Below are 25,802 nucleotides of genomic sequence, written 5' to 3'. Positions count from 1 at the left end.
GCGCGCCCGCTCACAAGGCATTTAACGGTTCTGTCTACAAATTGGTTGCTTTTTGCAGAAACCATGACGAGGCTGTCTCAGCGGATGCCGAGATCGCGCAAGTTTCGGACGCACGGCCTTACGCGGGGGCCCGCAGCGAGAGCCCCGGACCGTACACTCGCCGCATGGCGAAGAAGACGATCACGATCCTCACGGACGACATCGACGGCACCGAGCTCCCCGCGGGATCGCGCAGCACGCGCTTCGCGCTCGACGGCGTCGAATACGAGATCGACCTCTCCGCCGAGAACGCCCGCGCCCTCGCGGACGCGCTCGCGCCGTACATCTCGGCCGGGCGCCGGGTGGGCGGATCGCGTGCCGCGTCATCGGGGTCGGGTTCCGGCTCGCGTCGCACGCGCTCGTCGGGCGGCGACGCCGAGCGGCTCTCCGCGATCCGCGCGTGGGCGCAGGGCAACGGCTACGCCGTGGGCGACCGCGGTCGCATCAAGGCGGAGATCGTCGAGGCGTACGAGGCCGCCAACTAGGTGGTCGAGACGCGTCGCCTTCGGCGGCGCTCCTCGACCACCTGGGGTGCGGGTGTCCGACGCTCGCGGGATGATGTCGGCATGTGCGGACGATTCGCGAACGACTCCGAGACCAACGAGCTGATCGAGGAGTTCGTCGCCGCGGGCAACGACTTCCGCGACTGGCGCCCCCAGTACTCGATCGCGCCGACCGAGCTCGTGCCGATCGTGCGTGAGAGGGCTGCCGCATCCGGCGAGCTCGTGCGCACGCTCGAGCCTGCCGCGTGGGACTTCCACCCGCCGTTCCTCACCGCGAAGTCGCGTCCGCAGTTCAACGCGCGCATCGAGACGATCGCGACGAACGGGCTCTGGAAGTCGGCGTTCGCGGGCAACCGCTGCATCGTGCCCATGCGCGGCTACTACGAGTGGACGGGCGAGGCAGGCGACAAGCAGCCGCACTTCATCCACGGTGACAGCCGCATCCTCGCCGCCGCAGGCCTCGCGACGGCCCGCAAGGTCGACGACGAGTGGGTCGTCTCGTGCGCGATCGTCACGCGCGAGGCGCGCGACGCATCCGGCGAGGTGCACGACCGGATGCCGGCCTTCCTCACGCGCGACGCCTACGAGGAGTGGCTCTCGCCCGCGAAGCTCTCGACCGATGCCGACCGCGAGAGAATGCTCGGCATGCTCGACGCCGTCTCGGTCGAGGTGGCCTCGACACTCACGAGCTACGAGGTCGACCGCCGCGTCAACAGCTCGCGCAACGTCGACCCGCGCGATCCGGGGCTCATCGAACCGCTCGCGAGCTGACGGCGCGCGCCGCGTCTCAGTGCAGGGACGGCTCGAGCGGTCGTGCGCCGCTGTCGTCCGCGCCCGCGGTGTGCGCGAGGATCTGCATCTTCACCGACCAGCGGTCGATGAGCGCGAGAGCGATCGCCGAGGCGATGAAGGTCACGTGGATCATGACCTGCCAGAACACGCCGTCCCACGTGTAGGTCACGTCCTCGCCGGTCACATTGTCCGCGTTCGGGGCGCCGAGATCGCCGACCTCGATGAAGGTCTTGAGCAGGTGGATCGACGAGATGCCGATGATGGCCATCGCGAGCTTCACCTTGAGCACGTTCGCATTGACGTGGCTCAGCCACTCGGGCTGGTCGGGGTGGCCGTCGACCTTGATGCGCGAGACGAAGGTCTCGTAGCCGCCGATGATCACCATGATGAGCAGGTTCGCGATCATCACGACGTCGATGAGGCCGAGCACGCCGAGCATGATCGTCGCCTCCTCGATCTTCGGCCAGTGGCCCACGACCTCCTCGGCCAGGTGCCACAGCTCGACCATGAAGACGACGACGTAGATGGCCTGCGCGATCACGAGGCCCACGTAGAGCGGGGCCTGCAGCCAGCGGCTGAAGAAGATGAAGTAGCCGACAGCGCTCACCCACGGGGTCTGGGGCTTGAACTGGGGCTGCGCGGGCGTGGTCGGGGTGGTGCGCGGCTCGGTCATTCGGGCGTCGGGCTCCTGGTCGTCGGACGGGCCGTCTCAGGATAGAGCCCCCGCGCATCCGGATGCCGTGAGGCCGCCGAGAGGGGAATGTGCGGGGGACTAGACTCAGGGTGCCGAGTCGCCAACAGGAGAGCGGGTAGCGGGGACAGTGTCCGGCATCAAGATCAGCGGAGAGAAGCGGCTCGTCATCGTCTCGGGGCGGGCGCATCCGCAGCTCGCCGAGGACATCGCGACCGAACTGGGCACCGAGCTCGTCGAGACCGACACGCGCACCTTCGCCAACGGCGAGATCTACGCGCGCTTCGGCGAGTCGATCCGCGGCAGCGACGTCTTCGTCATCCAGTCGCACACCTCGCCCATCAACGAGTGGCTCATGGAGCAGCTCATCATGGTCGATGCGGCGAAGCGCGCGAGCGCGAAGCGCATCACGGTCGTGGCGCCCTTCTACCCCTACGCCCGTCAGGACAAGAAGGGCCGCGGCCGCGAGCCGATCTCGGCCCGCCTCGTCGCCGACCTGTTCAAGGCCGCCGGCGCCGACCGCATCATGAGCGTCGACCTGCACGCCGCCCAGATCCAGGGCTTCTTCGACGGCCCCGTCGACCACCTCTTCGCGATGCCCGTGCTGCTCGAGCACTTCCGCCAGAGCGTCGACCCCTCGACCCTCACGGTCGTGAGCCCCGACATGGGCCGCGTGCGGGTCGCCGACATCTGGTCCGACAAGCTCGGCGCGCCGCTCGCGATCATCCACAAGCGGCGCGACCCGCGCGTCGCCAACCAGGTGAGCGTGCACGAGATCGTGGGTGACGTCGCCGGCCGCGACTGCCTCCTCGTCGACGACCTCATCGACACGGGCCGCACGATCGTGAAGGCCGCCGAGGCGCTCAAGGCGCGCGGCGCGAAGAGCGTCATCGTGGGCGCGACCCACGCGGTCTTCTCCGACCCCGCCGTCGAGATCCTGCAGTCGGACTTCATCGACCAGGTCGTCGTGACCGACACCCTGCCCCTCGAGGGGGCGAAGCGCTGGGACCGCCTCACGGTGCTGCCGATCGCTCCGCTCATCGCGCGCGCGATCCACGAGGTCTTCGACGACGGCTCCGTCACGTCGATGTTCGACGGCGCGGCGTGACCGAGGGCTCCCTCCTCTTCGAACCGCTCCGCATCGGCTCCTTCGTGGCGCCGAACCGCATCATGCAGACGGCGCACTCGAAGCAGTACTCCGACCGCGCCGAGTCCGAGCGCGAGACCGCGTACTACGTGCGGCGCGCGCGCGGCGGATGCGGCCTGTTCGTCGCCGGCAACCACTTCGTGCACCCGTCCGGTTCGATCCGCAACTTCGAGGACGCCTGGCGCCGCGAGAGCGTCGATGCGAACCGCCGGTTCACGGATGCGATCCACGGGGCGGGCGCGCGCGTGCTCGTGCAACTCAACCACCACGGCGCGCAGGCGCAGGCCGACGGCCCCGACGGGCCGCGCCCCGTCTTCGCGCCGTCTCGCCTCATCTCGCCCTCGACGGGCATCGCGACGAAGGAGGCGGACGAGGCCGACATCCGCTCGTTCGTCGAGTACTGGGCGCTCTCGGCCGAGCTCGCGCTCGAGGCCGGTTTCGACGGCGTCGAGATCCACATGGCGCACGGCTACCTGCTGCACCAGTTCCTCTCGCCGCTCTACAACGCGCGCACCGACGGCTACGGCGGCGACCTCGAGGGCCGCACGCGTCTGCCGCGCGAGGTGCTGCGCGCCGTGCGCGAGCGCGTGGGCGACGACGCGACCGTCGGCATCCGCATCGTCGCCGACGAGTTCCACCCCGACGGGATGGATGCCGCCGAGCTGCGCGAGGTCGTCGCGCGGCTGCGGGCGGAGGCGCGCATCGACTTCCTCGACCTCGCCGCGGGCGGCTACCACAACGTGCACTACGTGTTCCCATCGTCGCCCATGCCGGTCGCGTGGCTGCGCGATGCGACCGCGGCGATGAAGGCCGCCAACCCCGACGTGCCGGTGTTCGGCGTCGGCTCGGCGCTGAGCGTCGAGGACGCCGAGGAGGTGCTGCGCTCGGGCGTCGCCGACATGGTCGCCCTCACGCGCGCGCAGATCGCCGATCCCGACCTCGCCGAGAAGTTCCGCATGGGGCGCACCGACGAGATCCGCCACTGCATCCGCCTCAACCAGGGCTGCCTCGGCCGGGGGAGCCGCGGCCTGCCGGTGTCGTGCACCGTCAACCCGCGTGCGGGCCGCGAGCAGGAGCGCGCCCCGCTGCCGCCGGCGACGAACCCCGAGCGCTGGGTCGTCGTGGGTGGAGGCCCCGCGGGGATGCGCGCGGCCGTCGAGTTCGCCGAGCTCGGCCACGCCGTGCGGCTCGTCGAGCGCACCGCGAGCCTCGGAGGTCAGCTCGCGCTCGCGCGACGCGTGCCGGGCCGCGAGAGCATCGGCCTGCTCGTCGACGACCTCGTGCGCGACCTCGCACGCGCGGGCGTCGAGGTGGAGCTCGGCCGCGAGCTCGACGCCGCGGCGATCGACGCCCTCGATGCCGACGGCGTCGTCATCGCGACGGGGTCCACCGCGCCCGCCACGACCTCCCTGCACCTCGGCGGCGCCTACGTCTCCGGCTTCCCGGCGAACGGCACGGTCGACGCGTTCACGGCGCTCGCCGACCCCGCCCGGCTCGGCCGTCGCATCGCGGTCGTCGACGCCGACGGCACCGCCTACGCCTCCGGCGTCGTGCTCTCGCTGCTCGAGGTCGTCGGCGAGCTCGAGCTCGTGACGCCCGCCGAGCAGGTCTTCCCGCACGTCGGCGCCGGCTACGACCGCCCGCTGCTGCTCGAGCGCCTCGCGGTGCATCGGGGCTTCCGTCGGCGCACGGCGTCGCGCGTCGCCGCGCTCGGCGGCGGTGCGCTCGAGACGATCGACTCGCTCACGGGCGAGCGCGCGACGATCGGCGGCCTCGACGCGGTCGTCGCGCTCGAGCCGCGCGCCTCGGTACGCCCGGCGGGGCTCGGCACCGTGCCCGGGATCGGCATGGTGCCGCAGGTCGGGAGGGGACGCGGACGCCTCGTGGCGATCGGCGACGCAGTGAGCCCGCGCAACATCGACGCCGCGATCGCCGATGCGGTCGAGCTCGTCTACGCGCGCGCCACGCCGGTGCCCGCGTCCTGACCCTCGACCCGTCGCATCCGCGCGCGTACTCTGACCGGAACGGGAGGAGGAGAACGTGGACATGATGACGATGACCCGGATGATGGGGTCGATGCCCGCGTCGAGCATGGGTCTCGACAACGCGGCGATGCAGGAGTGCATCGAGGCGTGCAACGCGTGCGCGATGGCGGCCACCATGTGCGCCGACGCGGACGGCGGCGAGGGCATGGCCCGCTGCGCGTCGATGTGCATGAACATGGCCGACATGGCGACGACCATGATGCGCATGATGCTGCGCCCCACGGGGCACGACAGTGCGGTCATGACGGCGATGCTGCAGGCGTGCGTCGCGATGTGCGAGGCGTGCGCCGCGGAGTGCGAGCAGCACGCCGAGATGCACGAGCACTGCCGCGTGTGCGCGATGGCGTGCCGCAACATGATGGAGGCCTGCCAGGGCATGATGGCGAAGCTCCCTGACGGCGGGTTGCGCGGATCAGGCGACGGGTATCAGGCGACGGGGCGCACGCTCAGCAGCACGCCGCGGGCCGAGAGCACCCCGGCGACGGGGTGGTAGGCCACGGGCTCGCCCTCGGCGAGCTCGATCGGCAGGTGGTGCCAGAGCCGCACGGGCGCGCCCTCGAGAGGTGCGACGGCGAAGCCGCCCCGCGCATCCGTCGTGACGAGCGCGTCGCGCCAGCGGCTCGGGGAGGCGGATGCGACGGCCACCTGGATGGGGAGTACGCGGTGCCCCTCGCCCGAGCACGCGTCGGCGCACATGGCGAGACCGGCTTCCTGCTGGACACGTGCCTCGTCCATGGTCACCTCTTCTCGCATCGGGGCCCGTCGGCCGGGGATGCTGCAAGAGTAGGCGCGGTCGCCTGCGATCTCGGCTGGCGGCGTCACACGCCGAAACAGTGCGTCAGACGCCGACACCGGGCGGGTCGCCGCGGTAGCGCACCTCGGGGATGAAGCCGAGGAACCGCAGCTGCACCTCGCGACCGCCGAAGGTGCTCGCGTAGCAGTACCAGCCGGGGCCCTCGGCGCCCGTCCACTCCCAGCGCGCCTCGGGCGTCGCGCCGGGCGCCGCGCCCGCGACGACGATGTCGCACGCCACCTCTGCCGTGCGGGCCGCCGTCGAGACGCCGATGAGCACGCCCGGCAGCACGAGCGACACGACCGCGAGCAGCACGACGATGCGCGCGATGCGCCGCATCCGGGGTCCGCGGAGCGTGCCCCCGTCGCCCGGCTCGTAGCCGGCGAGCTCGGGCGGGATGCCGTCGTCGCGCTCCATCGGTTCAGTCTCGCACTGTGCGCCGTGGCTCACCCAGGTGGTCGAGGAGCGCCCGCGGAGCGGACGCGTCTCGAGACCACCGCGGCGCAGCACATCGTCCGGTGGTCTCGAGACGCGTCGCCTGCGGCGGCGCTCCTCGACCACCTCGGGGTGCGCGGTCCACGCCCGCCGGAGCGGCACTCGCCGCACCCGCGGCGCGCGGGATACCGTCGGCATATGGCGGGATCGGCGGACGCGCGGCTGCGGCAGCGGATGGGGGAGGCGCTCGGCGTGGACGTCGCCGCCGTCAACGTGGCGGGCGTCGCGACCCTCGAGTCGCCGTATCCGGTCTCCGATCTCGCGGCGGCATCCGTCGCGTCCGCGGCAGCGGCGCTCACGACCCTGCTCGATGCCGGCGGCATCCCCGGTGCGAGCGCGACGGTGCGGCGTGAGCGCGCGGACGCGTGGTTCCGCATGGGTGTGCGGCCCGTCGGATGGGTCGCGCCGTCCCCGTGGGACCCCATCGCGGGCGACTACGCGACGAGCGACGGCTGGATCCGCCTGCACACGAACGCGCCCCACCACCGCCAGGCCGCGCTGCGCGTGCTCGGCGTCGAGGCCGACCGCGACGCCATCGCCCGCGCCGTCTCGATCTGGCACGGCGACGAGCTCGAGGCCGACATCGTCGCGGAGGGCGGATGCGCGGCCGTCATGCGGCGTCCCGAGGAGTGGAAGAGGCATCCGCAGGGCGCCGCCGTGGCGGCCGAGCCGCTCGTCGCGCGTGCGACCACCGACGCCGACGGCGCCCCCTCCGACTGGCGCCCGACGCGCGAGCGGCCCCTTCAGGGCCTGCGTGTGCTCGACCTCACGCGCGTCATGGCGGGGCCCGTCGCCACGCGGCTGCTCGCGGGGCTCGGCGCCCAGGTGCTGCGTGTCGACCCGCCCGGCTGGGACGAGCCCGCACTCGCGCACGAGATGACCCTCGGCAAGCGCACCTCGCGCCTCGACGGGCACGACCCCGCCGAGCTCGCCCACATCGTGCGGCTGCTCTCGGAGGCCGACGTCGTCGTGCACGGCTACCGCTCCGACGCGCTCGAGCGCCTCGGGCTCGGCGAGGAGGCGCGCCGCCGTACGCGCCCGGGGGTCGTCGACGTCTCGCTCGATGCCTACGGCTTCACGGGCCCGTGGGCGGGCCGCCGCGGCTTCGACAGCCTCGTGCAGATGTCGGCGGGGATCGCGGATGCGGGCATGCGCGCCGCCGCCGCGGACCGCCCGGTTCCGATGCCCGTGCAGGCGCTCGACCAGGCGACGGGTTACCTCATGGCCGCCGCCGTGCTCGTGGGGCTGCGGGATCGGCTGCGCGACGGCACCGGGTCGATCGCGCGGCTGTCGCTCGCGCGCACGGCCGCGCTGCTCGAGGACGCCCGCGGTCTCCCGCGCGCGGCGGCACGCGGCGCCGCGGAGGAGCCGAGCGACGGCGAGCTGCTGCAGACCGGGTGGGGCCCCGTGCGGGTGCTCACCCCGCCGCTCGAGGTCTCGGGCGTGCGCATCGGCTGGGAGCGCGCGCCGCGGCCTCTCGGGAGTGACAACCCGATCTGGTGAGGGTCATCAGCGGGCTGGTTTCGACACGCGCCCTGCGGGCGCTACTCAACCAGCAGGTGGGCACACCCGTGTCGAAACCAGCCACCGTCTCACCCGCGGGTAGGCACACCCGCTGGTTGAGTAGCCGCGGAGCGGCGTTTCGAAACCAGCCACCGTCTCACCCGCGGGGGTGCGCGCGCCGCGGATCATCGCGGCGCCAGAAGACACAGCGTCAGTGCGTGTCGACGGCCTCGATCTCGCTGCGGTCGCCCGACCACAGCGTGTGGAAGGTGCCCTCGCGGTCGACGCGGCGGTAGGTGTGCGCGCCGAAGAAGTCGCGCTGACCCTGCACGAGCGCCGCGGGGAGGCGGTCGGCGCGCAGGCCGTCGTAGTAGGCGAGCGACGAGGCGAACGCGGGGGCCGGGATGCCGGCCTCGGCCGCGGCGACCACGACGCGACGCCACGCCTGCTGCGTGCGGGCCACGGCATCCGCGAAGTACGGCGCGGTGACGAGCGCGACGAGACCGGGGTCGTCGGCGTACGCCTCGGTGATGCGGTTGAGGAACTGGGCGCGGATGATGCAGCCGCCGCGCCAGATGGCGGCGATGTCGCCCTTCTTGATGTCCCAGCCGTACTGCTCGGCGCCCGCCACGATCGCGTCGAAGCCCTGCGAGTACGCGATGATCTTCGACGCGTAGAGCGCCTGGCGCACGTCCTCGACGAACGCGTCGGCGTCGTGGATGTCGAAGGTGCCGTCGGGGCCCGGGAGGGCGGATGCGGCGGCGCGCTGGGCGGGCTTCGACGAGAGCGAGCGGGCGAACACGGCCTCCGCGATGCCCGAGACGGGCACGCCGAGGTCGAGGGCGGTCTGCACGGTCCACGCGCCGGTGCCCTTGGCGCCGGCCTGGTCGGCGATGACGTCGACGAGCGGCTTGCCGGTGGCGGCGTCGACCTGACGCAGCACCTCGGCGGTGATCTCGATGAGGTAGCTCTCGAGCTCGCCCGTGTTCCACTCGGCGAAGATGTCGGCGATCTCGGCGGGGCTCTTGCCGGTGCCGCGGCGGATGAGGTCGTAGGCCTCGGCGATGAGCTGCATGTCGGCGTACTCGATGCCGTTGTGGATCATCTTGACGAAGTGGCCGGCGCCGTCGGTGCCGACGTGGGTGACGCACGGCTCGCCCTCGGCGACGGCGGCGATCGACTTGAGGATGGGGCCGAGGGTCTCCCACGCCTCCGCCGAGCCGCCGGGCATGATCGACGGGCCGTTGAGCGCGCCCTCTTCGCCGCCGGAGATTCCGGCGCCGACGAAGTTGATGCCGGTCTCGCGCACGGCCTTCTCGCGGCGGATGGTGTCGGTGAAGAGCGCGTTGCCGCCGTCGACGATGATGTCGCCGGGCTCGAACACGCGCACGAGCTCGTCGATGACGGCGTCCGTGCCGGCGCCCGCCTTGACCATGATGATCGCGGTGCGGGGCTGCGAGAGCGTCGCGGCGAACTCCTCGTAGGTGCGCGCGGGCAGGAAGCCGGCCTCGGGGTGCTCGGCGACGAGCGTCTCGGTCTTCTCGTAGCTGCGGTTGAAGATCGCGACCGTGTTGCCCTCGCGGCTGGCGAGGTTGCGGGCGAGGTTGGAGCCCATCACCGCCAGTCCGACGACTCCGATGTTGGCCTTGCCTTCGTTTCCGGACACGCGTGACACCTTCCGATGCGGGGGAGGAGGGGAGAGGTCTTCAGGCTATCGGGTCGCGCATTCCGCTGCGCGGCCTCCTTGCGAGCGGGGGCGCGGTCGTCAGCGGCTGCGCTCCCACGCGAGCTGCATCTGCTCGTCGACCTCGTAGAGCAGCTCGCGCATCGCCTCCTCGGCGGCGCGCGGGTCGCCGTCGACGATCGCCTGGGCCGCGATCGTGTGGAGGTGCCGCGGCGGAGCCGTCTGCTGCTCGGGGATGACGTCGTGCACGAGGTGCCCCGTCACGGGCAGCACCTCGGCGACGAGCGCCGAGAGCGAGGCGAAGAGCTCGTTGCCGGATGCCGTGAGCAGCAGGCGGTGGAATTCGACGTCGTTGCGGTGGAGGCGCTCGAGGTCGGTCGCGAGGCCCGCATCCTCGAGCTGGGACGCGTGGTAGAGGAGCGCGACGCGGTCGGTGTGGCTCGCGCGCGTCGCGGCGTTGCGCGCGGCGACGGGCTCGACCGCGAGCCGGAGCTCGGTGAGGGAGTGGATCTGCCGCTGGCGCTCGGCGCCGGCGAGGCGCCAGCGGATGAGGCGCGGGTCGTAGACGTTCCAGTCGATCGCGGGGCGCACCGTGATGCCGACCTTGCGGCGCAGCTCGATGAGCCGCATCGACTCGAGCACCTTGAGCGCCTCGCGCAGCACGGTGCGTGAGACGTCGAACTCGGCCTCCCAATCCTCGGTGCGGAGCACCTGGCCGGGGGCGTACTCGTTCTCGACGATGCGCATCCCGATGCGGTCGAGGATGCCGGCGTGCAGTGTCTCGCGGGTCAGGGTCGTTCCTTTCGGATGATCTGTTCAGCCGTGCGCTTCGCCTCAGCGTACTGATCGCGGCGCGACAGCAACAGATGCAAGGGATCTGCGGTCGAGTTGACTCTTTCAAAAAGTATAGGTAATACTTTTGCCACCGACGAGAGGAAACACGACGACGTGTCTGGAATGACGACGGCCGAGCTGCGGAGCAAGGTCATGGGCTGCTGGCTCGGGAAGGCCGTGGGGGGAACCCTCGGCCAGACCTTCGAGGGTCTCGAGGGGCCCATCGACGCGCCCTACTACTTCCCGGTCCCCACCACGATGGTCCCCAACGACGACCTCGACCTGCAGGTGCTCTACGCGTGCGTCATCGACGAGATGGACGAGCCCGCAGTCGACCGCCACGTGCTCGCCGACGCCTGGGCCGGGCACGTCAAGTTCCCGTGGAACGAGTACGGCGTCGGCATGCGCAACCTCGCCGAGGGCATCCGCCCGCCCTACACCGGATCGTTCGACAACTGGTTCGCCGCCGGTGAGGGCGCCGCCATCCGCAGCGAGCTGTGGGCCTGCCTCGCCCCCGGCGACCCCGACCGCGCCGCCGCCTACGCCTACGAGGACGCGTGCTTCGACCACGCCGGGCCCGGCATCGAGGCCGAGGTGTTCCTCGCCCGCCTGCAGTCGCTCGCCTTCGTGCAGAGCGACACCGACGCCCTGCTCGACGGCGCCCTCGCGGGGCTCCCCGCCGACAGCGAGATCCGCGCGGTCGTGCAGGACACCCGCGCGTGGGTCGCCGAGGGTCACGACTGGATCGACGTCCGCGAGCGCATCATGGAGCGCTACGGCCGCTCCGACTTCACCGACGTGCGCCCCAACACGGGCTTCGTCGTGCTCGGCTGGCTCGCCGGCTCGGACTTCTCCGAGCGCATCGTCATCTGCAACAACTGCGGTCAGGACACCGACAGCTCGACCGCGTCGCTCGGGGCGCTGCTCGGCATCCTCGACCCGGAGTCGATCGAGGAGCGCTGGCTCGCCCCCATCGGGCGCGACCTCGTGCTCAACAAGGAGATCACCGGCATCACGCCCCCGCCCACGATCGACGGGTTCACCGACCTCGTGCTGTCGCTCGGCGAACGTCTCGAGGGACGCTACCCCGCGGCCGCCGAGGCCGACTTCGACCCGGAGGCGTACCGCATCCCCGTCGAGCTCGGCTTCACGAACGGCGAGCACGGCAAGTGGCTCGTGCGCGACTACACCGAGCTGCCGCAGATGGGCTCGGCGTCCCCTGCCGACCGCGTCGAGTTCCGCGAGGCGCACCTCGCCGGCACGTGGGCGACCTTCCCGCGCGACGACTTCGAGGACTCGATCCTCGTGCTGCGCGCGCACTTCGACGCCCGCGGCCGCGAGCGCGCGCGCCTCATGTTCAACTGCACCGAGCACTTCCGCATGTGGCTCGACGGCGAGTTCCTCCACGGCGCCCAGGGAACGCAGTACATGTTCCCCGCGCCCGACAAGGCGCCCGTCGGCCAGTTCGTCGACCTCGAGCCGACGCCCGGCGTGCACGAGCTCGTCATCGCCGTGAAGCGCCCGCCGAAGGAGCGCGACGCCGCCGAGTGGGTGCTCGGACTCGTCGAGATGCCGAGCGCCCTCTGGATCGAGCACGCCTTCCGCCCCGCCATCGACTCATGACCCCGCGACCGTCCGGCGTCCGCCGGGCGGTCACCCGACACCCGACACCAGGAAAATCAAGGAGGATCGAATGATGAAGTTCGGCAATCCGCGTCGTCGCGCAGCGGCGGCCATCACGGCACTCGTCGCGGCATCCGTCGCGCTCGCCGCCTGCTCTCCCGCCGACGGCGGCGGCGAGGCAGACGGCCCCGTCACGCTCGACGTCTGGGGGTGGAACCCCGACGAGGCGAGCGCTCCCGGCTACTTCGACAAGTTCGAGGCCGAGAACCCCGACATCAAGGTCAACTACCGCTTCATCCAGGCGAGCGACTACGTCAACGCCGTGCGTCTCGCGGCGACGACGGCCGACGGCCCCGACGTGTTCGGCCTGCAGGTCGGCGTCTTCCCGGAGCAGTTCGCGCCGCTCACGCTCGACCTGACCCCCTACCTCGAGGACGAGCTCGGCTCCGACTGGGCCGACAAGCTCAACGGCAGCGACCAGTACAACGTCGACGGCAAGCAGGTCGCCGCGCCCTGGTACATGTCCTCCGGCGGGTTCATGTGGGTCAACATGAGCGTCGCCGACGAGCTCGGGCTCGCCGTGCCCACGACCCTCGACGAGCTCGTCGCGTTCAACCGCGCGGCCGAGGCGATCGGCAAGAAGGGCCTCGTGCAGGGCGCGAAGGACGGCTTCGCGAACCTCGACCTCTTCCAGATCGTCGCCAACCAGGTGGAGCCCGGCTACTTCTACTCGGCTCTCGCGGGCGACGAGGACTTCGACTCGACCGAGATGATCGAGGCGCTCGAGGCATGGCAGGAGCTCTTCACGTCGGGCGCCGTGCAGGAGGGCGCGCTCGGCATGACGGCGTACCCGGATGCGAACGACGCGCGCATCACGGGCCAGGCGGCCATGATCCCGTTCGGCAGCTGGCAGTTCCGTGACGCCACGAACGCCCGCATGGCGCAGTACGCCGAGACGTACGGCGACGAGGCGATCGCGGACACCGTGTTCATGCCGGCCGACTTCCCGCTCGTCGTCGAGGGCGGCACCCCGGGTTCCCTCTTCGGCGGTCCCGACGTCGGCTGGGCGGTCTCGGCCCAGAGCGACGCGAAGGATGCCGCGGCGCGTCTCGTGAACTGGCTCACGAGCTCGGAGACGGGCCTCTCGGTGCTCTCGGACGCCCTGCGTCCGCCGGCGCTCATCGGCTCGAGCATCGACCTCTCCGACGTCAAGACGCCGGAGCAGGCGGCGGCGATCGAGGAGTTCATCACCCGCGGCGAGTCGCTCGTCGGCCCGCGTGAGGTGTCGAACCCCGACGTCAAGGAGGCGCTCGTGACGGCGCTCTCCGCGGTGGCGAGCGGCCAGCTGTCGCCCGCCGACGCCGCAGCCCAGATCCAGTCCGCGATCGACGCGGCCTGACAACCGTCGGGGCGGGACGACGGCGTCCCGCCCCGACGCCCCCTTCACGCGAAAGGCTCCGACCGTGACTCGACGCACCGCGCGTCTCGGACTGAACCGCACGGGCTACCTCTACGTGCTGCCCGTGCTCATCGTCGTCGTCGGCATCGTCTACCTCGGCGTCGCCTACAACGGCTACGTCTCGCTGCTCGACTGGAGCGGCATCGGAGACGGCCAGGTCTTCATCGGGCTCGAGAACTACGTCGACGCCTTCGCCGACCCCGTGCTCTGGACGGCCCTCGGACATGTCGCCGTGTTCGCGGTCATCACGATCACGGTGCAGATGCTGCTCGGCCTCACGATGGCCATCCTGCTGTCGGGCGGCGTGTGGCTGCGCGGCGTCTACAAGGTCGTCATGTTCCTCCCCGTCGTGCTGTCGCCCGCCGTCATCTCGGTCTCGTTCCGAAACCTGCTCTCGCCCGATGGCGCGGTCAACGCCGCGCTCGAGGCGGTCGGCCTCGGCGCGCTCACCCAGCCGTGGCTCGCCAACCCCGACACGGCGCTCTTCGCGATCGCCGCGATCAACATCTGGGCGTGGACGGGCTTCAGCTTCCTGCTCTACCAGGCGGCGCTCTCGCAGATCTCGCAGGAGCACATCGAGGCGGCTCAGCTCGACGGTGCAGGCCGCTTCCGCACGATGTGGAGCGTCGTCGTGCCCCAGCTGAGCGGAACGCACGCGACGCTCGTGCTCATCGGCATCATCGGCTCGCTCAAGACCTTCGAGCTCGTGTACCTCACGACGGGCGGCGGCCCCGGCCGCAGCACGGAGTTCCTCACGACGTACATCTACAAGAAGGCGATCGAGGGATTCGACGCCGGCTACGCGGCGGCGCTGTCCGTCATCCTCCTCGTCCTCTCGCTCGCGCTCACCGTCATCCAGATGCGCGTCAACCGGACCCTGAAGGGCTGATCACCGTGTTCGGACGTACCCGCCTGCGCGAGCGCATCATCATCCAGCTGCTCGCGACCGTCATCGCGATCCCCTTCGCCTTCCCGCTCGTCGCGATCGTCGCGAAGAGCTTCGAGGGTCAGGGGCCCGCGGCGAACTACCTCGCCGTGCTCACGAAGACCCCGTTCCTGCGGTTCATGCTCAACAGCCTCATCATCTCGGGCGGCACCGTCGCGCTCGTCTTCGTGTGCACGATGCTCGCGGCCTTCGCCTTCAGCAAGCTGCGGTTCCGAGGACGCGACACGCTCTTCGTCGTCGTGCTCGGCGGCCTCGTGCTGCCGGCGATCGCGCTCATCGTGCCGATCTTCACGATCGTGCTGCGTCTCGGCCTGCTCAACACCTACGTCGCGGTCATCCTCCCGCTCGCCGCCATCACGATCCCCTTCACGGTGCTCGTGACGCGGAACTTCCTCGACGGGGTGCCCGACGAGATCCTCGAGGCCGCGAAGATCGACGGTGCGAGCTCGTTCACGACGCTCCTGCGCGTCGTGCTGCCGCTCGCGAAGCCCATCATCGCGGTCGTCCTCGTGTGGACCTTCCTGCAGTCGTGGAACGAGTTCTTCCTGCCCCTCCTGCTTTTGCAGTCCACCGAGATGCAGGCCATCACACAGGTGCCGCTCTACTTCACGAGCGAGTACGGCAGCGACACCCCGAAGATCTTCGCGTCGCTCGTGCTGCTCTCGCTGCCCGTCGTCGTGGCGTACCTCTCGATGCAGCGCTTCTTCGAACGCGGCCTCACGGCGGGAGCCGTCAAGTGACCGCGGGGCGCACGGATGCCGTGCACGTCGCCGCCGCGGACCCCCTGCTCGCGGAGGCGCTCGCCGGCGCCGTCGTGCGCGGCGGCGGCCGCGTGACGCCGCTCGCCGAGGCGACGGGCCTCGTGTGCGCGCTCGGTCCCGACGGCCTGCGCGCGCTCCTCGACGCGAGCTCGGTCGACTGGGTGCAGCTCGGCGGTGCGGGCATCGAGGCGTTCCGCGGCACGCTCGATCCGCGGCTCACGTGGACCTCGGCGAAGGGCGCCTACGCCGAGCCCGTCGCCGAGCACGCGCTCGCCCTCGCGCTCGCGGTGCTGCGGCGCTTCACCGAGCGCGCCCGCGCCCGCGAGTGGGGCGCGCAAGCGGGGGAGTCGCTCTTCGGCCGCCGGGTGCTCGTCGTGGGCGGCGGGGGCATCGCGAGCGAGCTCGTGCGCCTGCTTCAGCCCTACCGCACCGACATCACGGTCGTTCGGCGCTCGCGGGATCCGCTCCCGGGCGCCTCCCGCACGGTCGCCCTCGGCGAGCTCGACGAGCACCTGCCCCGCACCGACGTGCTGGTCCTCGCCGCGGCCCTCACGCCCGAGACCGCCGGGCTCATGGACGCCCGCCGGCTCGCGCTGCTGCCCGCATCCGCTGTCGTCGTCAACATCGCGCGTGGCGGCCTCATCGACACGGACGCGCTCGTCGCCGCCCTGCGCGACGGCGCGATCGCGGGCGCCGGCCTCGACGTGACCGACCCGGAGCCGCTGCCCGCGGGTCACCCGCTGTGGGATGAGCCGCGCGCACTCGTGACCCCGCACACCGCCGACACCCCCGAGATGATCCGCGTCATGCTCGCGGCGCGCGTCGAGGAGAACGTGCGGCGGCGCATCGCGGGCGAGCCCCTCGTGGGCGTCGTCGACACGACACTCGGGTACTGAGGCGCACCGAGCGGCCCGCACGACTGGTTGACTGGCCGGGGGAGAAGGAGCCGGATGTCGCAGGAGTCTCACGGACGCGTGCCGCCCGTCGTCGTCATGGGGGTCTCGGGGTCGGGCAAGTCGACGGTCGGTGCTCTGCTCGCCGAGCGGCTCGGCGTCCCCTTCGTCGACGGCGACGCCCTGCACCCCGCGACGAACGTCGCCAAGATGGCGGCCGGCATCCCGCTGACCGACGACGACCGCTGGCCGTGGCTCGACGCCGTGGGGGAGCGGCTCGCGCACTCGCCCGTCGTCGTGGCGTGCTCGGCGCTGCGCCGCGCCTACCGCGACCGGCTGCGCGCCGCCGCGCCGGGGGCCCGCTTCGTGCTGCTCGACGGCACCCGCGAGCTGCTCGCCGAGCGCATGCACGAGCGCACGGCGAGCCAGCCCGATCACTTCATGCCGCTCGCCCTGCTCGACTCGCAGCTCGCGACGCTCGAGCTGCCGGGGCCCGACGAGCACGTGCTCGTGTACGACATCGCCGCGCCCCCGCTCGCCATCGCGGATGCCGCGGCACAGGAACTGGAGACCGCATGACCCGCCTGCGCGTCGTGATCGCCACGCCGCTCGCCGCCGACCTCGTCGAGCTCATCGCGCGCGACGAGCGCCTCGAGGTGGTGTGGGAGCCGGAGCTGCTCAACGACCCCGAGATCGACTGGATGGTCGGGCCCAAGCAGCGCACGCCCGAGGAGCAGGCGCGCTACGAGGCGCTGCTCGACTCGGCCGACGTGCTGTTCGGCGTGCCCGACCAGTCGGGGCGCGCGCTCGGCCGCACGGTCGCCGCCAATCCGGGCCTCCAGTGGGTGCACACGATCCCCGCGGGTGGCGGGCAGCAGGTGCGCGCCGCGCGGCTCGCGGAGGCCGACCTCGAGCGCATCGTCTTCACGACGTCCGCGGGCGTGCACGCGACGCCGCTCGCCGAGTTCGCCGTCTTCGGCGTGCTCGCGGGCGCCAAGCGCCTCCCGTGGCTGCTCGGCATGCAGCGCGACAAGAAGTGGGGCCCGCGCGAGCCGCTCCACTCGCTCGCCGAGACGACCGTGCTCGTCGTCGGGCTCGGCGCGATCGGCCGACTCACGGCGTCGAAGCTCACGGCGCTCGGCTGCCGGGTGGTCGGCGTGCACCGCCGCGAGGTCGAGGCGGACGTCGAGCGCATCGTGCCCGTCGAGCGCTTCGCGGAGGCGGCATCCGAGGCCGACGCGATCGTGCTCGCCCTGCCCGGCACGGAGGCGACGCGCGGGATGCTGTCGGCCGAGGTGCTCGCGAGCGTCAAACCCGGCGCGACCGTCGTCAACGTCGGCCGCGGTACGACCGTCGACGAACCCGCGCTCATCGAGGCGCTGCAGGACGGCCGCGTCGGCCTCGCGGTGCTCGACGTGACCGCCGTCGAGCCGCTGCCCGAGGAGAGCCCCCTGTGGGAGCTGCCGAACGTCGTGCTCGCGCCCCACACCGCCGCCATCAGCCCCCATGAGCCGCGCCTCATCGCCGAGCTCTTCGCCGAGAACGCGCGCCGCTTCCTCGACGGCGAGCCGCTGCTCAACGTCGTCAACACGCGCGAGTTCTACTGACCTTTGTTCCCGTTCCGCGTGTTCGCACCCGTTCCTTCGGGAACGAACACGCGGAACGGCGACTTTCGGGGCGTGTAGAATCGTCGGGAACTTCGGCGAGGGATGCGGCGCGAGTCGCATCCGTGATCGACGCGGTGGGCAGGCCCAGAGTCTTTCCTCACGCTGTTGCGCGTTCGAGTTGAAAACAATCCACGACGGGGCCCAGTCCCCACCACAAGGAGTCACCATGTCCGACGACAACAAGCTCGTCGCGGAGGTCCGCGACCAGTTCGGCAAGGGCGCTGCCCGCAAGATCCGCGCCGCCGGCAAGATCCCCGCCGTCATCTACGGCCACGGCACCGAGCCGCAGCACGTGACCCTGCCGGGCCACGAGGTCAGCCTCATCCTGCGCAAGGCGAACGCCGTGCTCGACCTCGACATCGCCGGCACGAGCCAGCTCGCCCTCGTGAAGGACGTGCAGAAGGACCCGGTGCGCCAGATCATCGAGCACGTCGACCTCATCGTCGTGAAGAAGGGCGAGAAGGTCCAGGTCGACGTGCCCGTGCACGTCGAGGGCGAGTCGTTCGCCGGCACGATCGTCGCGCTCGACGCCGCCACCATCACGATCGAGGCCGAGGCCACGCACATCCCCGAGAACGTCGTCGTGAGCGTCGAGGGCCTCGAGGAGGGCACGCACATCACGGCCGGCGAGCTCGAGCTGCCGAAGGGCGCCTCGCTCGTGTCCGACCCCGAGACGCTCGTCGTCGCGATCACGGCTCCCGCGAAGGTCGACCTGCCCGAGGAGGGCGAGGGCGAGGCCGCTCCCGAGGCCCCGGCCGAGGAGGCTGCCGCCGAGGGCGACGCCGAGTAACGACGGATCGACCTCCCGCTCATGGCGGATGCCTGGCTCGTAGCCGGGCTCGGGAATCCCGGGCCCGGCTACGCCGCTCATCGCCACAACGTGGGCCAGATGGCCCTCGATGTGCTCGCCGAGCGCATCGGCGCACGGTTCACGCGCCACAAGACGAACACCCAGCTCGCCGAGGGCCGGTTGGGTCCGGGGCTTCCGAAGCTCGTGCTCGTGAAGCCCAACTCCTACATGAACCTCTCGGGCGGCCCCGTCTCGTCGGCCGCCAAGTTCTTCGGCCTCGGCGCCGACCGCGTCGTCGTGCTGCACGACGAGCTCGACATCCCGTTCGACACCGTGCGCCTCAAGGTCGGCGGTGGCCACGGCGGCCACAACGGCCTGCGCGACATCCAGTCGGCCCTCGGCACCCCGGACTTCGCGCGCGTGCGCATCGGCATCGGCCGCCCGCCCGGCCGCCAGGATCCGGCCGACTACGTGCTCTCGCCGTTCTCGAAGGCCGAGCGCGAGGTGCTGCCGTCGCTGCTCTCGGATGCCGCCGACGCCACCGAGGACCTCGTGCGCGAGGGCCTGCTCGCCGCCCAGCAGCGCTGGCACGCGCCGCGGGCGTAGCGGCGAAGGCCGTTCCCGGGCTTCGCACCGGCGGCGCCGAGGCTTTCTCGGCCGAGGGCGAGTCTCGTCTAGCGCGTCGCGGCGAGCGCCGCTGCCTCCCCGAGCACGGCGCGCAGCGCAGCCGGGTCGTGGGCGAAGCGGCCGAGGAACAGCCCGTCGACGTCGTCGCCGAGCTCCGTGAGGAGGCCCGGGCCCGCGGAGCCCCCGTAGAGGACGGCGGAGCCGGGGCGCTCGGGCCACTCGGCGAGCAGCCGGCGCAGCCCCGCCGTGACGTGACGGATGTGGTCTACGGGGGCCGGCTCGCTCGCGCCGATGGCCCACACGGGCTCGTACGCGAGGATGACACGGCCCGCCGGGGCGCCGCCGAGGGCGGCGCGCACCTGCTCGGCGGCGAACGCGAGCGCCTCCTCGGGTGCGACCCGGTGGGGCTCGCCGATGCACAGCACGGGGGTGAGGCCGTTGCGGAGCGCCGCGGCCGACTTCTCGGCGACCACCGCATCCGTCTCGCCGTACAGGCGCCGCCGCTCGGCGTGGCCGAGCTCGACCATCCCGACGCCGATCTCGGCGAGCTCGGCGGGGCTCACCTCGCCCGTGAACGCGCCGGTGTCGTGGGTCGCCGCGTCCTGCGCGGCGACGACGACGCGCGTGCCACCGACCGCCTCGAGCGCGGGCAGCAGCTGTACGAAGGTCGGGGCGACGAAGAGCTCGACGTCACCGGAGGCGACGGCGGGCGACGTCGCGGCGATGTCGGCGACATCGGCCAGCCACTCCTTCGCGGCACGGTGCCCGAAGTACATCTTGAGGCTCACGCCGACGACGGCGCGCGCCATCAGCAGTTCCCGGTGGCTTCGTACCGATCGATGACGGCGACCTTCTCGGCCGAGGCGCTCGTGGTGTCGAAGCGGTAGGTGAGCCACTCGCGCACGAGGCGGCGGGCGAGCTCGAGGCCGATGACGCGCTGGCCCATCGTGAGCACCTGCGCGTTGTTGGAGAGCACGGCCCGCTCGACCGAGAACGAGTCGTGGGCCGTGACGGCGCGGACCCCGGGGACCTTGTTGGCGGAGATCGCGACGCCGAGCCCCGTGCCGCAGATCAGCAGGGCGCGGTCCGCCTCGCCGCGCGCGACCAGCTCGGCCGCGGCGATCGCGACCTTGGGGTAGGCGGTGTGGCCGTCGGCGTCGACCCCGACATCGGTCACCGAGGCGACGAGGTCCGACGCCTCGAGGTCGGCCTTGAGGGCCTCCTTGTACTGGAAGCCGGCGTCGTCCGAGCCGACGACGATGCGCAGCGGTTCGAGGGCGGTCATGAGGGGTCCTTTCGCGAGAGGGTGGCCCCGACCGCGGTGACGGCGAGGGCGAAGGAGTGGGCGCCCGCATCGGGCGTACCGAGGCTCTTCTCGGCGTGCGGACGGGCGCGGCCCATCCGCGGCAGCAGCTCGGCCGTCGCGGCGGCGGCGTCGCGAGCGGCCCGGGCCGCCTCCGTCCACGCCTCGACGAGTGAGTCGCCCGCGTCGACGCGGGTCGCGAGCGTCTCGGCGAACGGCACGATCGCGTCGACCATCGTCTTGTCGCCCACCTCGGCCTTGCCGAAACGGCGGATGCCGTCGAGGGCGTCGCGGACGGCGGCGGCGGCCGTCGCGGCGTCGGGCTCGGACTCGTCGCCGAGGCGCTCGCCGGCGGCGCGCAGCATGACACCCCACAGGGCGCCGGAGGTGCCGCCCGCGCGGTGCGACCACGCGTCGGCCGCGCGCTCGAGGAGCGTCCCGGCCCCGACTCCCGCGTCGCGCGCCTCGGTGGCGGCCCGGACGGCCGCGGTCGCGCCGCGCTGCATGCCGATGCCGTGGTCGCCGTCGCCCGCGACGGCGTCGATGCGCCCGAGCTCCGCGACGTTCTCGTCGATCGTGGCCGCGAGGGCCGCGAGCGCGTCCGCGAGACGGGCCGCCGCGCGGCGCGAGGCGTCCGACGCGGGCGGGACGGCATCCGGCGTGCCGGTCTCGTCGGCCTGCGCGCCCGCGCCGGCCGCGGATCGGGCCTCCACGCGGCCCGTGCGGAAGGCGGGGCTGTCGGCGGGGGCGTGCCACAGGTGCTCGAGCTCCTCGTCGACCCAGAAGAGCGTGAGCGAGGCGCCGGCCATGTCGAAGGAGGTGCAGAACTCGCCCACCTCGGAGCCGGCGATCTCGACGCCGGCCTCCTCGAGGCGGCGCGCGACGCCGCCGTAGACGACGAAGAGCTCCTCGTACTTGACCGAGCCGAGGCCGTTCAGGATCACGACCGCGCGCTGCCCGGCGGTGGAGGGCACGTCGTCGGGCAGCTCGCCCAGGAGCTTCTCGACGAAGAGCTCGGCGAGGCCGTCGGCGGTGGGGATGTCGGTCTCGCCGATTCCGGGCTCGCCGTGGATGCCGAGGCCCACCGCCATCCGGCCGTCCGGCACGCTGAACAGCGGCTCGCTCGCGCCGGGGAGCGTGCAGCCGCCGAACGCGACGCCGAAGCTGCGGGTGCGGTCGTTCGCCTTCGTCGCGATGCGCACGAGCTCGTCGAGCGAGGCGCCCTCCTCGGCCGCGGCGCCGGCGACCTTGAAGACCGTGAGGTCGCCCGCGATGCCGCGGCGCTTGTGCCGCTCGGATGCGGGGGCCGAGGAGATGTCGTCGGTCACGACGACCGTGCGGGTCGGGATGCCCTCGGCGTTGAGGCGCGCCTCGGCGGCGTCGAAGTTGAGCACGTCGCCCGCGTAGTTGCCGTACGACAGCAGCACGCCGCCGCCGTTCGAGGCGGCGCGTGCGACCGAGAGCACCTGCTGCGTCGACGGCGAGGCGAACAGGTTGCCCATCGCGGCGCCGTGCGCGAGGCCGGGCCCGACGAGGCCGCCGAACGCGGGGTAGTGGCCGGAGCCGCCGCCGATCACGAGCGCCGCCGTGCCGGGCGCGCTCGCGGTCGAGCGCACGACACCGCCGGGGACGGCGCGCACGCGGTCGCGGTTGGCGGCGACGAAGCCCGCGACGAGCTCGTCGGCGAAGTCGGCGGGATCGTTGAACAGTCGGGTCATCTCGGCTCCTCTTGCGGGCGCCTCCGCGGCCCGCATCTCATCGATACGCGGCCGGAGCGTCCGGGGCTTGCGTCTCCGTGCCGACCTCATGACCGCGGGCGCGCACGCGAGCGCGCGGTTCCGGATGGGGTACGGCGCGTACGTGCTCGCGTGCCGATCGGGATACGCCCCTGGCTTACGCTTTTCGCGGGGGAGCCGTGGGCTCGCGAGCCACTGGCCGTGGCGACATCCGGCCGTCGTGTCGCATCCGCGGCGATGTCGGCACGTGTCTAGAAGGTGTCTTGCAGACGCAAGCGCTTCGGGTCGCGCAGCGAGAGATTGGCTGAACCACGACCCGAGGAGGTGCCGAAGTTGACGTCGACAGTGACCGCTGCGACCGAGCCGTCGCCGGCCGAGACCGGCCGGACGGTGCGCGAGTCCGCGGCCCGTCGGAACGCCCGACGCACGGGGAGCCGTTTCATCTGGCTCTTCATCCTGCCGGCGGCCGTGTTCTACGGGTTCGTCGTGCTCATCCCGAGCTTCCAGGGCGTGTTCTTCTCGTTCACCAACTGGAACGGGCTCTCGAGCGACTGGTCGTTCGTCGGCATCGACAACTTCACGCGCCTGTTCGAGGACGCCGTGAGCGTCAAGGCGATCGGCAACACGTTCCTGTACGCGATCCTCTCGACGGTCTTCGAGAACATCCTCGGCCTGCTCGTCGCGCTCGCCCTGCACTCGCGCATCAAGAGCCGCAACGTCCTGCGCGTGCTGTTCTTCATGCCCGTCGTGCTGCTGTCCGTCGTCATCGCGTACCTCTGGCAGTACCTGTTCCAGGTCAACAACGGCGCGATCACCCAGCTGCTGCACGCGATCGGACTGCACGACGCCAACCCCAACTGGCTCGGCGACCCCAACCTCGTCGTCTACTCGATCAGCATCATCGTGATCTGGCAGTTCACGGGCTACACGATGGTCATCTATCTCGCGGGCCTCCAGGGCATTCCGCCGGAGCAGCTCGAGGCGGCCGCGATCGACGGCGCGGGGCCCATCGCGCGATTCTGGTACGTCGTCCGCCCGCTGCTCGCGCCCGCCATCACGGTCAACATCATGCTGTCGCTCATCCGCGGCTTCATGATCTTCGACCAGGTCTGGGTGACGACGGGCGGCGGCCCCGCCGACTCGAGCCACTCGCTCTCGACCCTCGTCTACCGCACCGCCTTCCAGTTCGGCGAGCTCGGACGAGGCGCGGCGATCGCCCTCGTGCTCGCCGTCATCGTCGGGATCCTGGGCTTCTTCCAGTACCGCGGCCTGCTGCGCTCCGGAGGTGCGCGATGAACCGATACACGTGGCGCACCGGCACCCTCGAGGGCGTGATGATCGTCGTCGCCCTGATCTTCATGGTCCCGGTGTACGTGCTCATCAATCTCTCGATCCGCGACCAGACCGACCTCTCGTCGCCGCTCGTCCCGACCGCGAACCCGACGTTCGACAACTTCGCGAACGCGTGGGCGCAGTCCGGTCTCGGGCAGGCGATGGTCAACAGCGCCGTCATCACGGTCGTGAGCGTGCTGCTGCTCGTCGGGCTCGGATCGCTGTGCGCCTACGGCCTCGCTCGTGCCACGGCCCGCTGGTCGGCGCCGGCCTTCTACCTGTTCATGATCGGCCTGCTCGTGCCGTTCCAGCTCGGCCTCGTGCCGCTGTACCGCAACTTCGCGGCGCTCGGCCTGCTCGGCACGATGGTGCCGCTCGTCATCATCTACGTCGGGCTGCGCCTGCCGTTCACGCTGTTCCTCTACACGACGTTCCTGCGACAGATCCCCGCCGAGTACGAAGAGGCCGCGTCCCTCGACGGAGCGGGCACCTTCGGTCGCTTCCGCCGCGTGGTGTTCCCGCTGCTGCGGCCGATCACGGGCACCGTGATCATCCTCAACGGACTCTTCGTCTGGAACGACTTCCTCACCCCGCTGCTCTACCTCAGCGGATCGCCGAACCGCACCGTGCCGATCGCCGTCTACAGCTTCGTCAACGAGAACACGACGGTCTGGCCGCTCGTGTTCGCGGCTCTGCTCATCAGCGTCATCCCCGTGCTCATCGCGTTCTTCGTCTTCCAGAAGACCCTCATCCAGGGATTCGCGAGCGGCATCAAGGGCTGAGAAGACCCACCACCAACACAGCACCCCGAAGAAAGGAAACCCACGATGCAGTGGAACCGAAAGCTCACGATCGGAGCTGCCACGTTGGCGGCGACCGGTCTGCTTCTCGCCGGATGCTCGGCACCCGGCACCGAGAGTGGTGGTGGCGCGACCGACGACGGCACCTTCCTCAAGATCGACTGGCTGGCCAACGAGAAGGCCGGTATCGACGCCGTGGTCGCGGCGTTCCAGGAGGCCAACCCCGACATCCAGGTGGTCGTGACGACCGCCGACACGGCGCAGTACCAGGCCTCGATCCGCACGCAGCTCGGCACGGGGACCGCGGCGGACGTGTTCTACGTGTGGCCGGGCGACGGGAACACGGCCGCCATCCGCCAGCTCGACGGTGGCGACTTCATGACCGACCTCTCGGACCAGGACTGGGTCTCCGCCTACCCCGACTTCATCCGCGAGCTCGTGAGCATCGACGGCGCGGCCTACATCATGGCCCCGCTCGCGACGGCCTTCGCCCCCGTCTACAACCAGGCGGCGCTCGACGAGGCGGGGCTCACCGCTCCGACCACGTGGAGTGACGTCATCCCGTTCTGCGAGGCCGCCTCGGCCGCCGGCAAGGTCGCCTACGCGCTCGCCGGCAACAACCTCTACGCCGGCCAGGCGCCGTACTACGCGCTCGTCGCCGACCTCGTCTACGGCGAGGGCACCGAGTTCGACCAGGAGCTGCTCGACGGCAAGACGACCTTCTCCGACCACGAGGGCTACGTGGAGGCGACCGAGAAGTACGTCGACATGATCGACGCGGGCTGCTTCCAGCCGAACGCGACCGGCACGCCGTACGACGAGTCGAACCGCATGGTCGCGCAGGGCGAGGCCTTCGGCCAGTTCCTGATCGGCACGCGCATCGCGGCGCTGCAGGCCGTCGCCCCGGACGGCGAGTTCCGCATCCACCCCTTCCACAGCGACGACGACGAGAGCACCAACGCCGTGACGCTGTCGACGCAGGGTGGCGCGGCGATCTACGCCAAGACGCCGCGTCAGGAGACCGCGAAGAAGTTCGTGCAGTTCCTCGCCGACAACATCGAGCTGTACCAGGCGGCCATGCCGGGCACCGTCCCGACGATCACCGAGGGCTACAGCCCGGCCGACGCCAACGAGGAGTACCTCGTCGCGGCTCTCGACGAGGGCCACGCGGTGCACTACCTCAACCAGATGTGGCCCAACGCCCGCATCGAATCGGCCATGGTGAACGGCATCCAGGGCCTGCTCGTGGGCTCGGCGACGCCGGCCGACATGCTGGCCTCGATGCAGAAGGAGTTCGACACCAAGTAGTCGACCCCGCACGCGGAACGGCCGCCCCTCG

The 25,802-nt window shown here is 71.5% G+C and carries 26 protein-coding genes; 18 read left to right on the top strand and 8 right to left on the bottom strand.

The genetic code is table 11. From position 1 onward, the window contains the following. The first annotated feature begins 164 nt into the window (after positions 1–164). Together H4J02_RS10660 and H4J02_RS10655 are read left to right on the top strand one after the other, a co-directional pair. The gene (locus H4J02_RS10660) at positions 165–524 is read left to right on the top strand and encodes an Lsr2 family protein (protein WP_187674557.1); all 360 of its coding nucleotides are present in this window, start codon (positions 165–167) and stop codon (positions 522–524) included. Positions 525–605: 81 nt separating this feature from the next. Continuing rightward, entirely contained in the window at positions 606–1,313 is a 708-nt protein-coding gene (locus H4J02_RS10655) for an SOS response-associated peptidase (RefSeq protein ID WP_187674556.1), read from the top strand. Between the two features lie 16 nt (positions 1,314–1,329). Here H4J02_RS10655 and H4J02_RS10650 read toward each other — a convergent pair whose 3' ends face one another. Continuing rightward, positions 1,330–2,007: a TIGR00645 family protein gene (locus H4J02_RS10650; RefSeq protein WP_187674555.1), complete on the bottom strand. Its 678-nt coding sequence runs from the start codon at positions 2,005–2,007 to the stop codon at positions 1,330–1,332. Between the two features lie 148 nt (positions 2,008–2,155). On the opposite strand from H4J02_RS10650, the gene H4J02_RS10645 reads away from it, so the two are divergent. From H4J02_RS10645 to H4J02_RS10635, 3 genes are read left to right on the top strand one after another with little or no spacing between them, the layout of a single operon-like run. After that, a complete protein-coding gene (locus H4J02_RS10645; protein WP_187674554.1) occupies positions 2,156–3,133 on the top strand; it encodes a ribose-phosphate diphosphokinase in 978 nt (325 codons plus the stop codon). Next, on the top strand, positions 3,130–5,157 hold the full coding sequence (locus H4J02_RS10640) for an FAD-dependent oxidoreductase (protein ID WP_262406045.1): 2,028 nt from the start codon (positions 3,130–3,132) through the stop codon (positions 5,155–5,157). The genes H4J02_RS10645 and H4J02_RS10640 overlap by 4 nt, the downstream gene beginning before the upstream one ends. Before the next feature lie 55 nt (positions 5,158–5,212). Further along, positions 5,213–5,710, top strand: a complete 498-nt coding sequence (locus tag H4J02_RS10635) for an aldehyde dehydrogenase (RefSeq protein ID WP_187674553.1) — start codon at positions 5,213–5,215, stop codon at positions 5,708–5,710. On the opposite strand, the gene H4J02_RS10630 is transcribed toward H4J02_RS10635, so the two are convergent. Both H4J02_RS10630 and H4J02_RS10625 read right to left on the bottom strand, forming a co-directional pair. Then, positions 5,644–5,952, bottom strand: a complete 309-nt coding sequence (locus H4J02_RS10630) for a nuclease (RefSeq protein WP_262406043.1) — start codon at positions 5,950–5,952, stop codon at positions 5,644–5,646. The genes H4J02_RS10635 and H4J02_RS10630 overlap by 67 nt on opposite strands. A gap of 103 nt (positions 5,953–6,055) precedes the next feature. Next, entirely contained in the window at positions 6,056–6,427 is a 372-nt protein-coding gene (locus H4J02_RS10625; RefSeq protein WP_187674552.1) for a hypothetical protein, read from the bottom strand. 216 nt (positions 6,428–6,643) lie between these two features. Here H4J02_RS10625 and H4J02_RS10620 point away from each other — a divergent pair, with 216 nt between their 5' ends. Further along, complete coding sequence (locus H4J02_RS10620; protein ID WP_187674551.1) at positions 6,644–8,008, top strand: CoA transferase; 1,365 nt, start codon at positions 6,644–6,646, stop codon at positions 8,006–8,008. Between the two features lie 211 nt (positions 8,009–8,219). On the opposite strand, the gene gndA is transcribed toward H4J02_RS10620, so the two are convergent. Both gndA and H4J02_RS10610 read right to left on the bottom strand, forming a co-directional pair. Continuing rightward, positions 8,220–9,623 carry an NADP-dependent phosphogluconate dehydrogenase gene (gene gndA, locus H4J02_RS10615; protein WP_262406279.1) on the bottom strand — a complete coding sequence of 468 codons (1,404 nt, stop codon included), beginning with the start codon at positions 9,621–9,623 and terminating at the stop codon, positions 8,220–8,222. A gap of 150 nt (positions 9,624–9,773) precedes the next feature. Continuing rightward, the gene (locus tag H4J02_RS10610; protein WP_187674549.1) at positions 9,774–10,439 is read right to left on the bottom strand and encodes a FadR/GntR family transcriptional regulator; all 666 of its coding nucleotides are present in this window, start codon (positions 10,437–10,439) and stop codon (positions 9,774–9,776) included. Between the two features lie 210 nt (positions 10,440–10,649). Here H4J02_RS10610 and H4J02_RS10605 point away from each other — a divergent pair, with 210 nt between their 5' ends. The 9 genes from H4J02_RS10605 to pth all read left to right on the top strand — a co-directional run bounded on the left by H4J02_RS10605 (position 10,650) and on the right by pth (position 19,271). Then, positions 10,650–12,149 carry an ADP-ribosylglycohydrolase family protein gene (locus tag H4J02_RS10605; RefSeq protein ID WP_262406278.1) on the top strand — a complete coding sequence of 500 codons (1,500 nt, stop codon included), beginning with the start codon at positions 10,650–10,652 and terminating at the stop codon, positions 12,147–12,149. Between the two features lie 70 nt (positions 12,150–12,219). Then, the gene (locus tag H4J02_RS10600) at positions 12,220–13,548 is read left to right on the top strand and encodes an ABC transporter substrate-binding protein (RefSeq protein ID WP_187674547.1); all 1,329 of its coding nucleotides are present in this window, start codon (positions 12,220–12,222) and stop codon (positions 13,546–13,548) included. A 64-nt stretch (positions 13,549–13,612) separates the two neighbouring features. Beyond that, on the top strand, positions 13,613–14,497 hold the full coding sequence (locus H4J02_RS10595; RefSeq protein WP_187674546.1) for a carbohydrate ABC transporter permease: 885 nt from the start codon (positions 13,613–13,615) through the stop codon (positions 14,495–14,497). Positions 14,498–14,502: 5 nt separating this feature from the next. Further along, entirely contained in the window at positions 14,503–15,294 is a 792-nt protein-coding gene (locus H4J02_RS10590) for a carbohydrate ABC transporter permease (RefSeq protein ID WP_187674545.1), read from the top strand. Beyond that, positions 15,291–16,211: a D-isomer specific 2-hydroxyacid dehydrogenase family protein gene (locus tag H4J02_RS10585; RefSeq protein ID WP_262406041.1), complete on the top strand. Its 921-nt coding sequence runs from the start codon at positions 15,291–15,293 to the stop codon at positions 16,209–16,211. Before H4J02_RS10590 ends, H4J02_RS10585 begins: the two co-directional genes overlap by 4 nt. 54 nt (positions 16,212–16,265) lie before the next feature. Further along, complete coding sequence (locus tag H4J02_RS10580; protein WP_187674544.1) at positions 16,266–16,787, top strand: gluconokinase; 522 nt, start codon at positions 16,266–16,268, stop codon at positions 16,785–16,787. Next, a complete protein-coding gene (locus tag H4J02_RS10575; RefSeq protein ID WP_187674543.1) occupies positions 16,784–17,815 on the top strand; it encodes a D-2-hydroxyacid dehydrogenase in 1,032 nt (343 codons plus the stop codon). Before H4J02_RS10580 ends, H4J02_RS10575 begins: the two co-directional genes overlap by 4 nt. Before the next feature lie 226 nt (positions 17,816–18,041). Beyond that, positions 18,042–18,665 carry a 50S ribosomal protein L25/general stress protein Ctc gene (locus H4J02_RS10570; protein ID WP_187674542.1) on the top strand — a complete coding sequence of 208 codons (624 nt, stop codon included), beginning with the start codon at positions 18,042–18,044 and terminating at the stop codon, positions 18,663–18,665. 21 nt (positions 18,666–18,686) lie between these two features. Then, positions 18,687–19,271 (top strand): aminoacyl-tRNA hydrolase, encoded by a 585-nt coding sequence (gene pth, locus H4J02_RS10565; protein WP_187674541.1) that lies wholly within the window; start codon positions 18,687–18,689, stop codon positions 19,269–19,271. Between the two features lie 68 nt (positions 19,272–19,339). Here pth and H4J02_RS10560 read toward each other — a convergent pair whose 3' ends face one another. Genes H4J02_RS10560 through H4J02_RS10550 form a run of 3 tightly spaced genes read right to left on the bottom strand, consistent with a single transcriptional unit; the run spans position 19,340 to position 22,313 of the window. Then, entirely contained in the window at positions 19,340–20,101 is a 762-nt protein-coding gene (locus H4J02_RS10560) for a triose-phosphate isomerase family protein (RefSeq protein ID WP_187674540.1), read from the bottom strand. Next, positions 20,101–20,577: a ribose-5-phosphate isomerase gene (locus H4J02_RS10555; protein WP_187674539.1), complete on the bottom strand. Its 477-nt coding sequence runs from the start codon at positions 20,575–20,577 to the stop codon at positions 20,101–20,103. The genes H4J02_RS10560 and H4J02_RS10555 overlap by 1 nt, the downstream gene beginning before the upstream one ends. Beyond that, positions 20,574–22,313, bottom strand: coding sequence for a dihydroxyacetone kinase family protein (locus H4J02_RS10550; RefSeq protein ID WP_187674538.1), 1,740 nt, complete (start codon positions 22,311–22,313; stop codon positions 20,574–20,576). The genes H4J02_RS10555 and H4J02_RS10550 overlap by 4 nt, the downstream gene beginning before the upstream one ends. Positions 22,314–22,676: 363 nt before the next feature. Between H4J02_RS10550 and H4J02_RS10545 the strand changes: the two genes are divergently transcribed. Genes H4J02_RS10545 through H4J02_RS10535 form a run of 3 tightly spaced genes read left to right on the top strand, consistent with a single transcriptional unit; the run spans position 22,677 to position 25,771 of the window. Further along, positions 22,677–23,627: a carbohydrate ABC transporter permease gene (locus H4J02_RS10545; RefSeq protein WP_222942173.1), complete on the top strand. Its 951-nt coding sequence runs from the start codon at positions 22,677–22,679 to the stop codon at positions 23,625–23,627. After that, positions 23,624–24,445 carry a carbohydrate ABC transporter permease gene (locus H4J02_RS10540; RefSeq protein ID WP_187674537.1) on the top strand — a complete coding sequence of 274 codons (822 nt, stop codon included), beginning with the start codon at positions 23,624–23,626 and terminating at the stop codon, positions 24,443–24,445. The genes H4J02_RS10545 and H4J02_RS10540 overlap by 4 nt, the downstream gene beginning before the upstream one ends. Before the next feature lie 45 nt (positions 24,446–24,490). Further along, positions 24,491–25,771, top strand: coding sequence for an ABC transporter substrate-binding protein (locus H4J02_RS10535; protein WP_187674536.1), 1,281 nt, complete (start codon positions 24,491–24,493; stop codon positions 25,769–25,771). Positions 25,772–25,802 lie beyond the last annotated feature (31 nt).

Source organism: Protaetiibacter sp. SSC-01, from assembly GCF_014483895.1.
Taxonomy (GTDB): Bacteria; Actinomycetota; Actinomycetes; order Actinomycetales; family Microbacteriaceae; genus Homoserinibacter.
The sequence above is the reverse complement of the archived record's forward strand: the minus strand, read 5'-3'. Positions and strand labels throughout refer to the sequence as shown.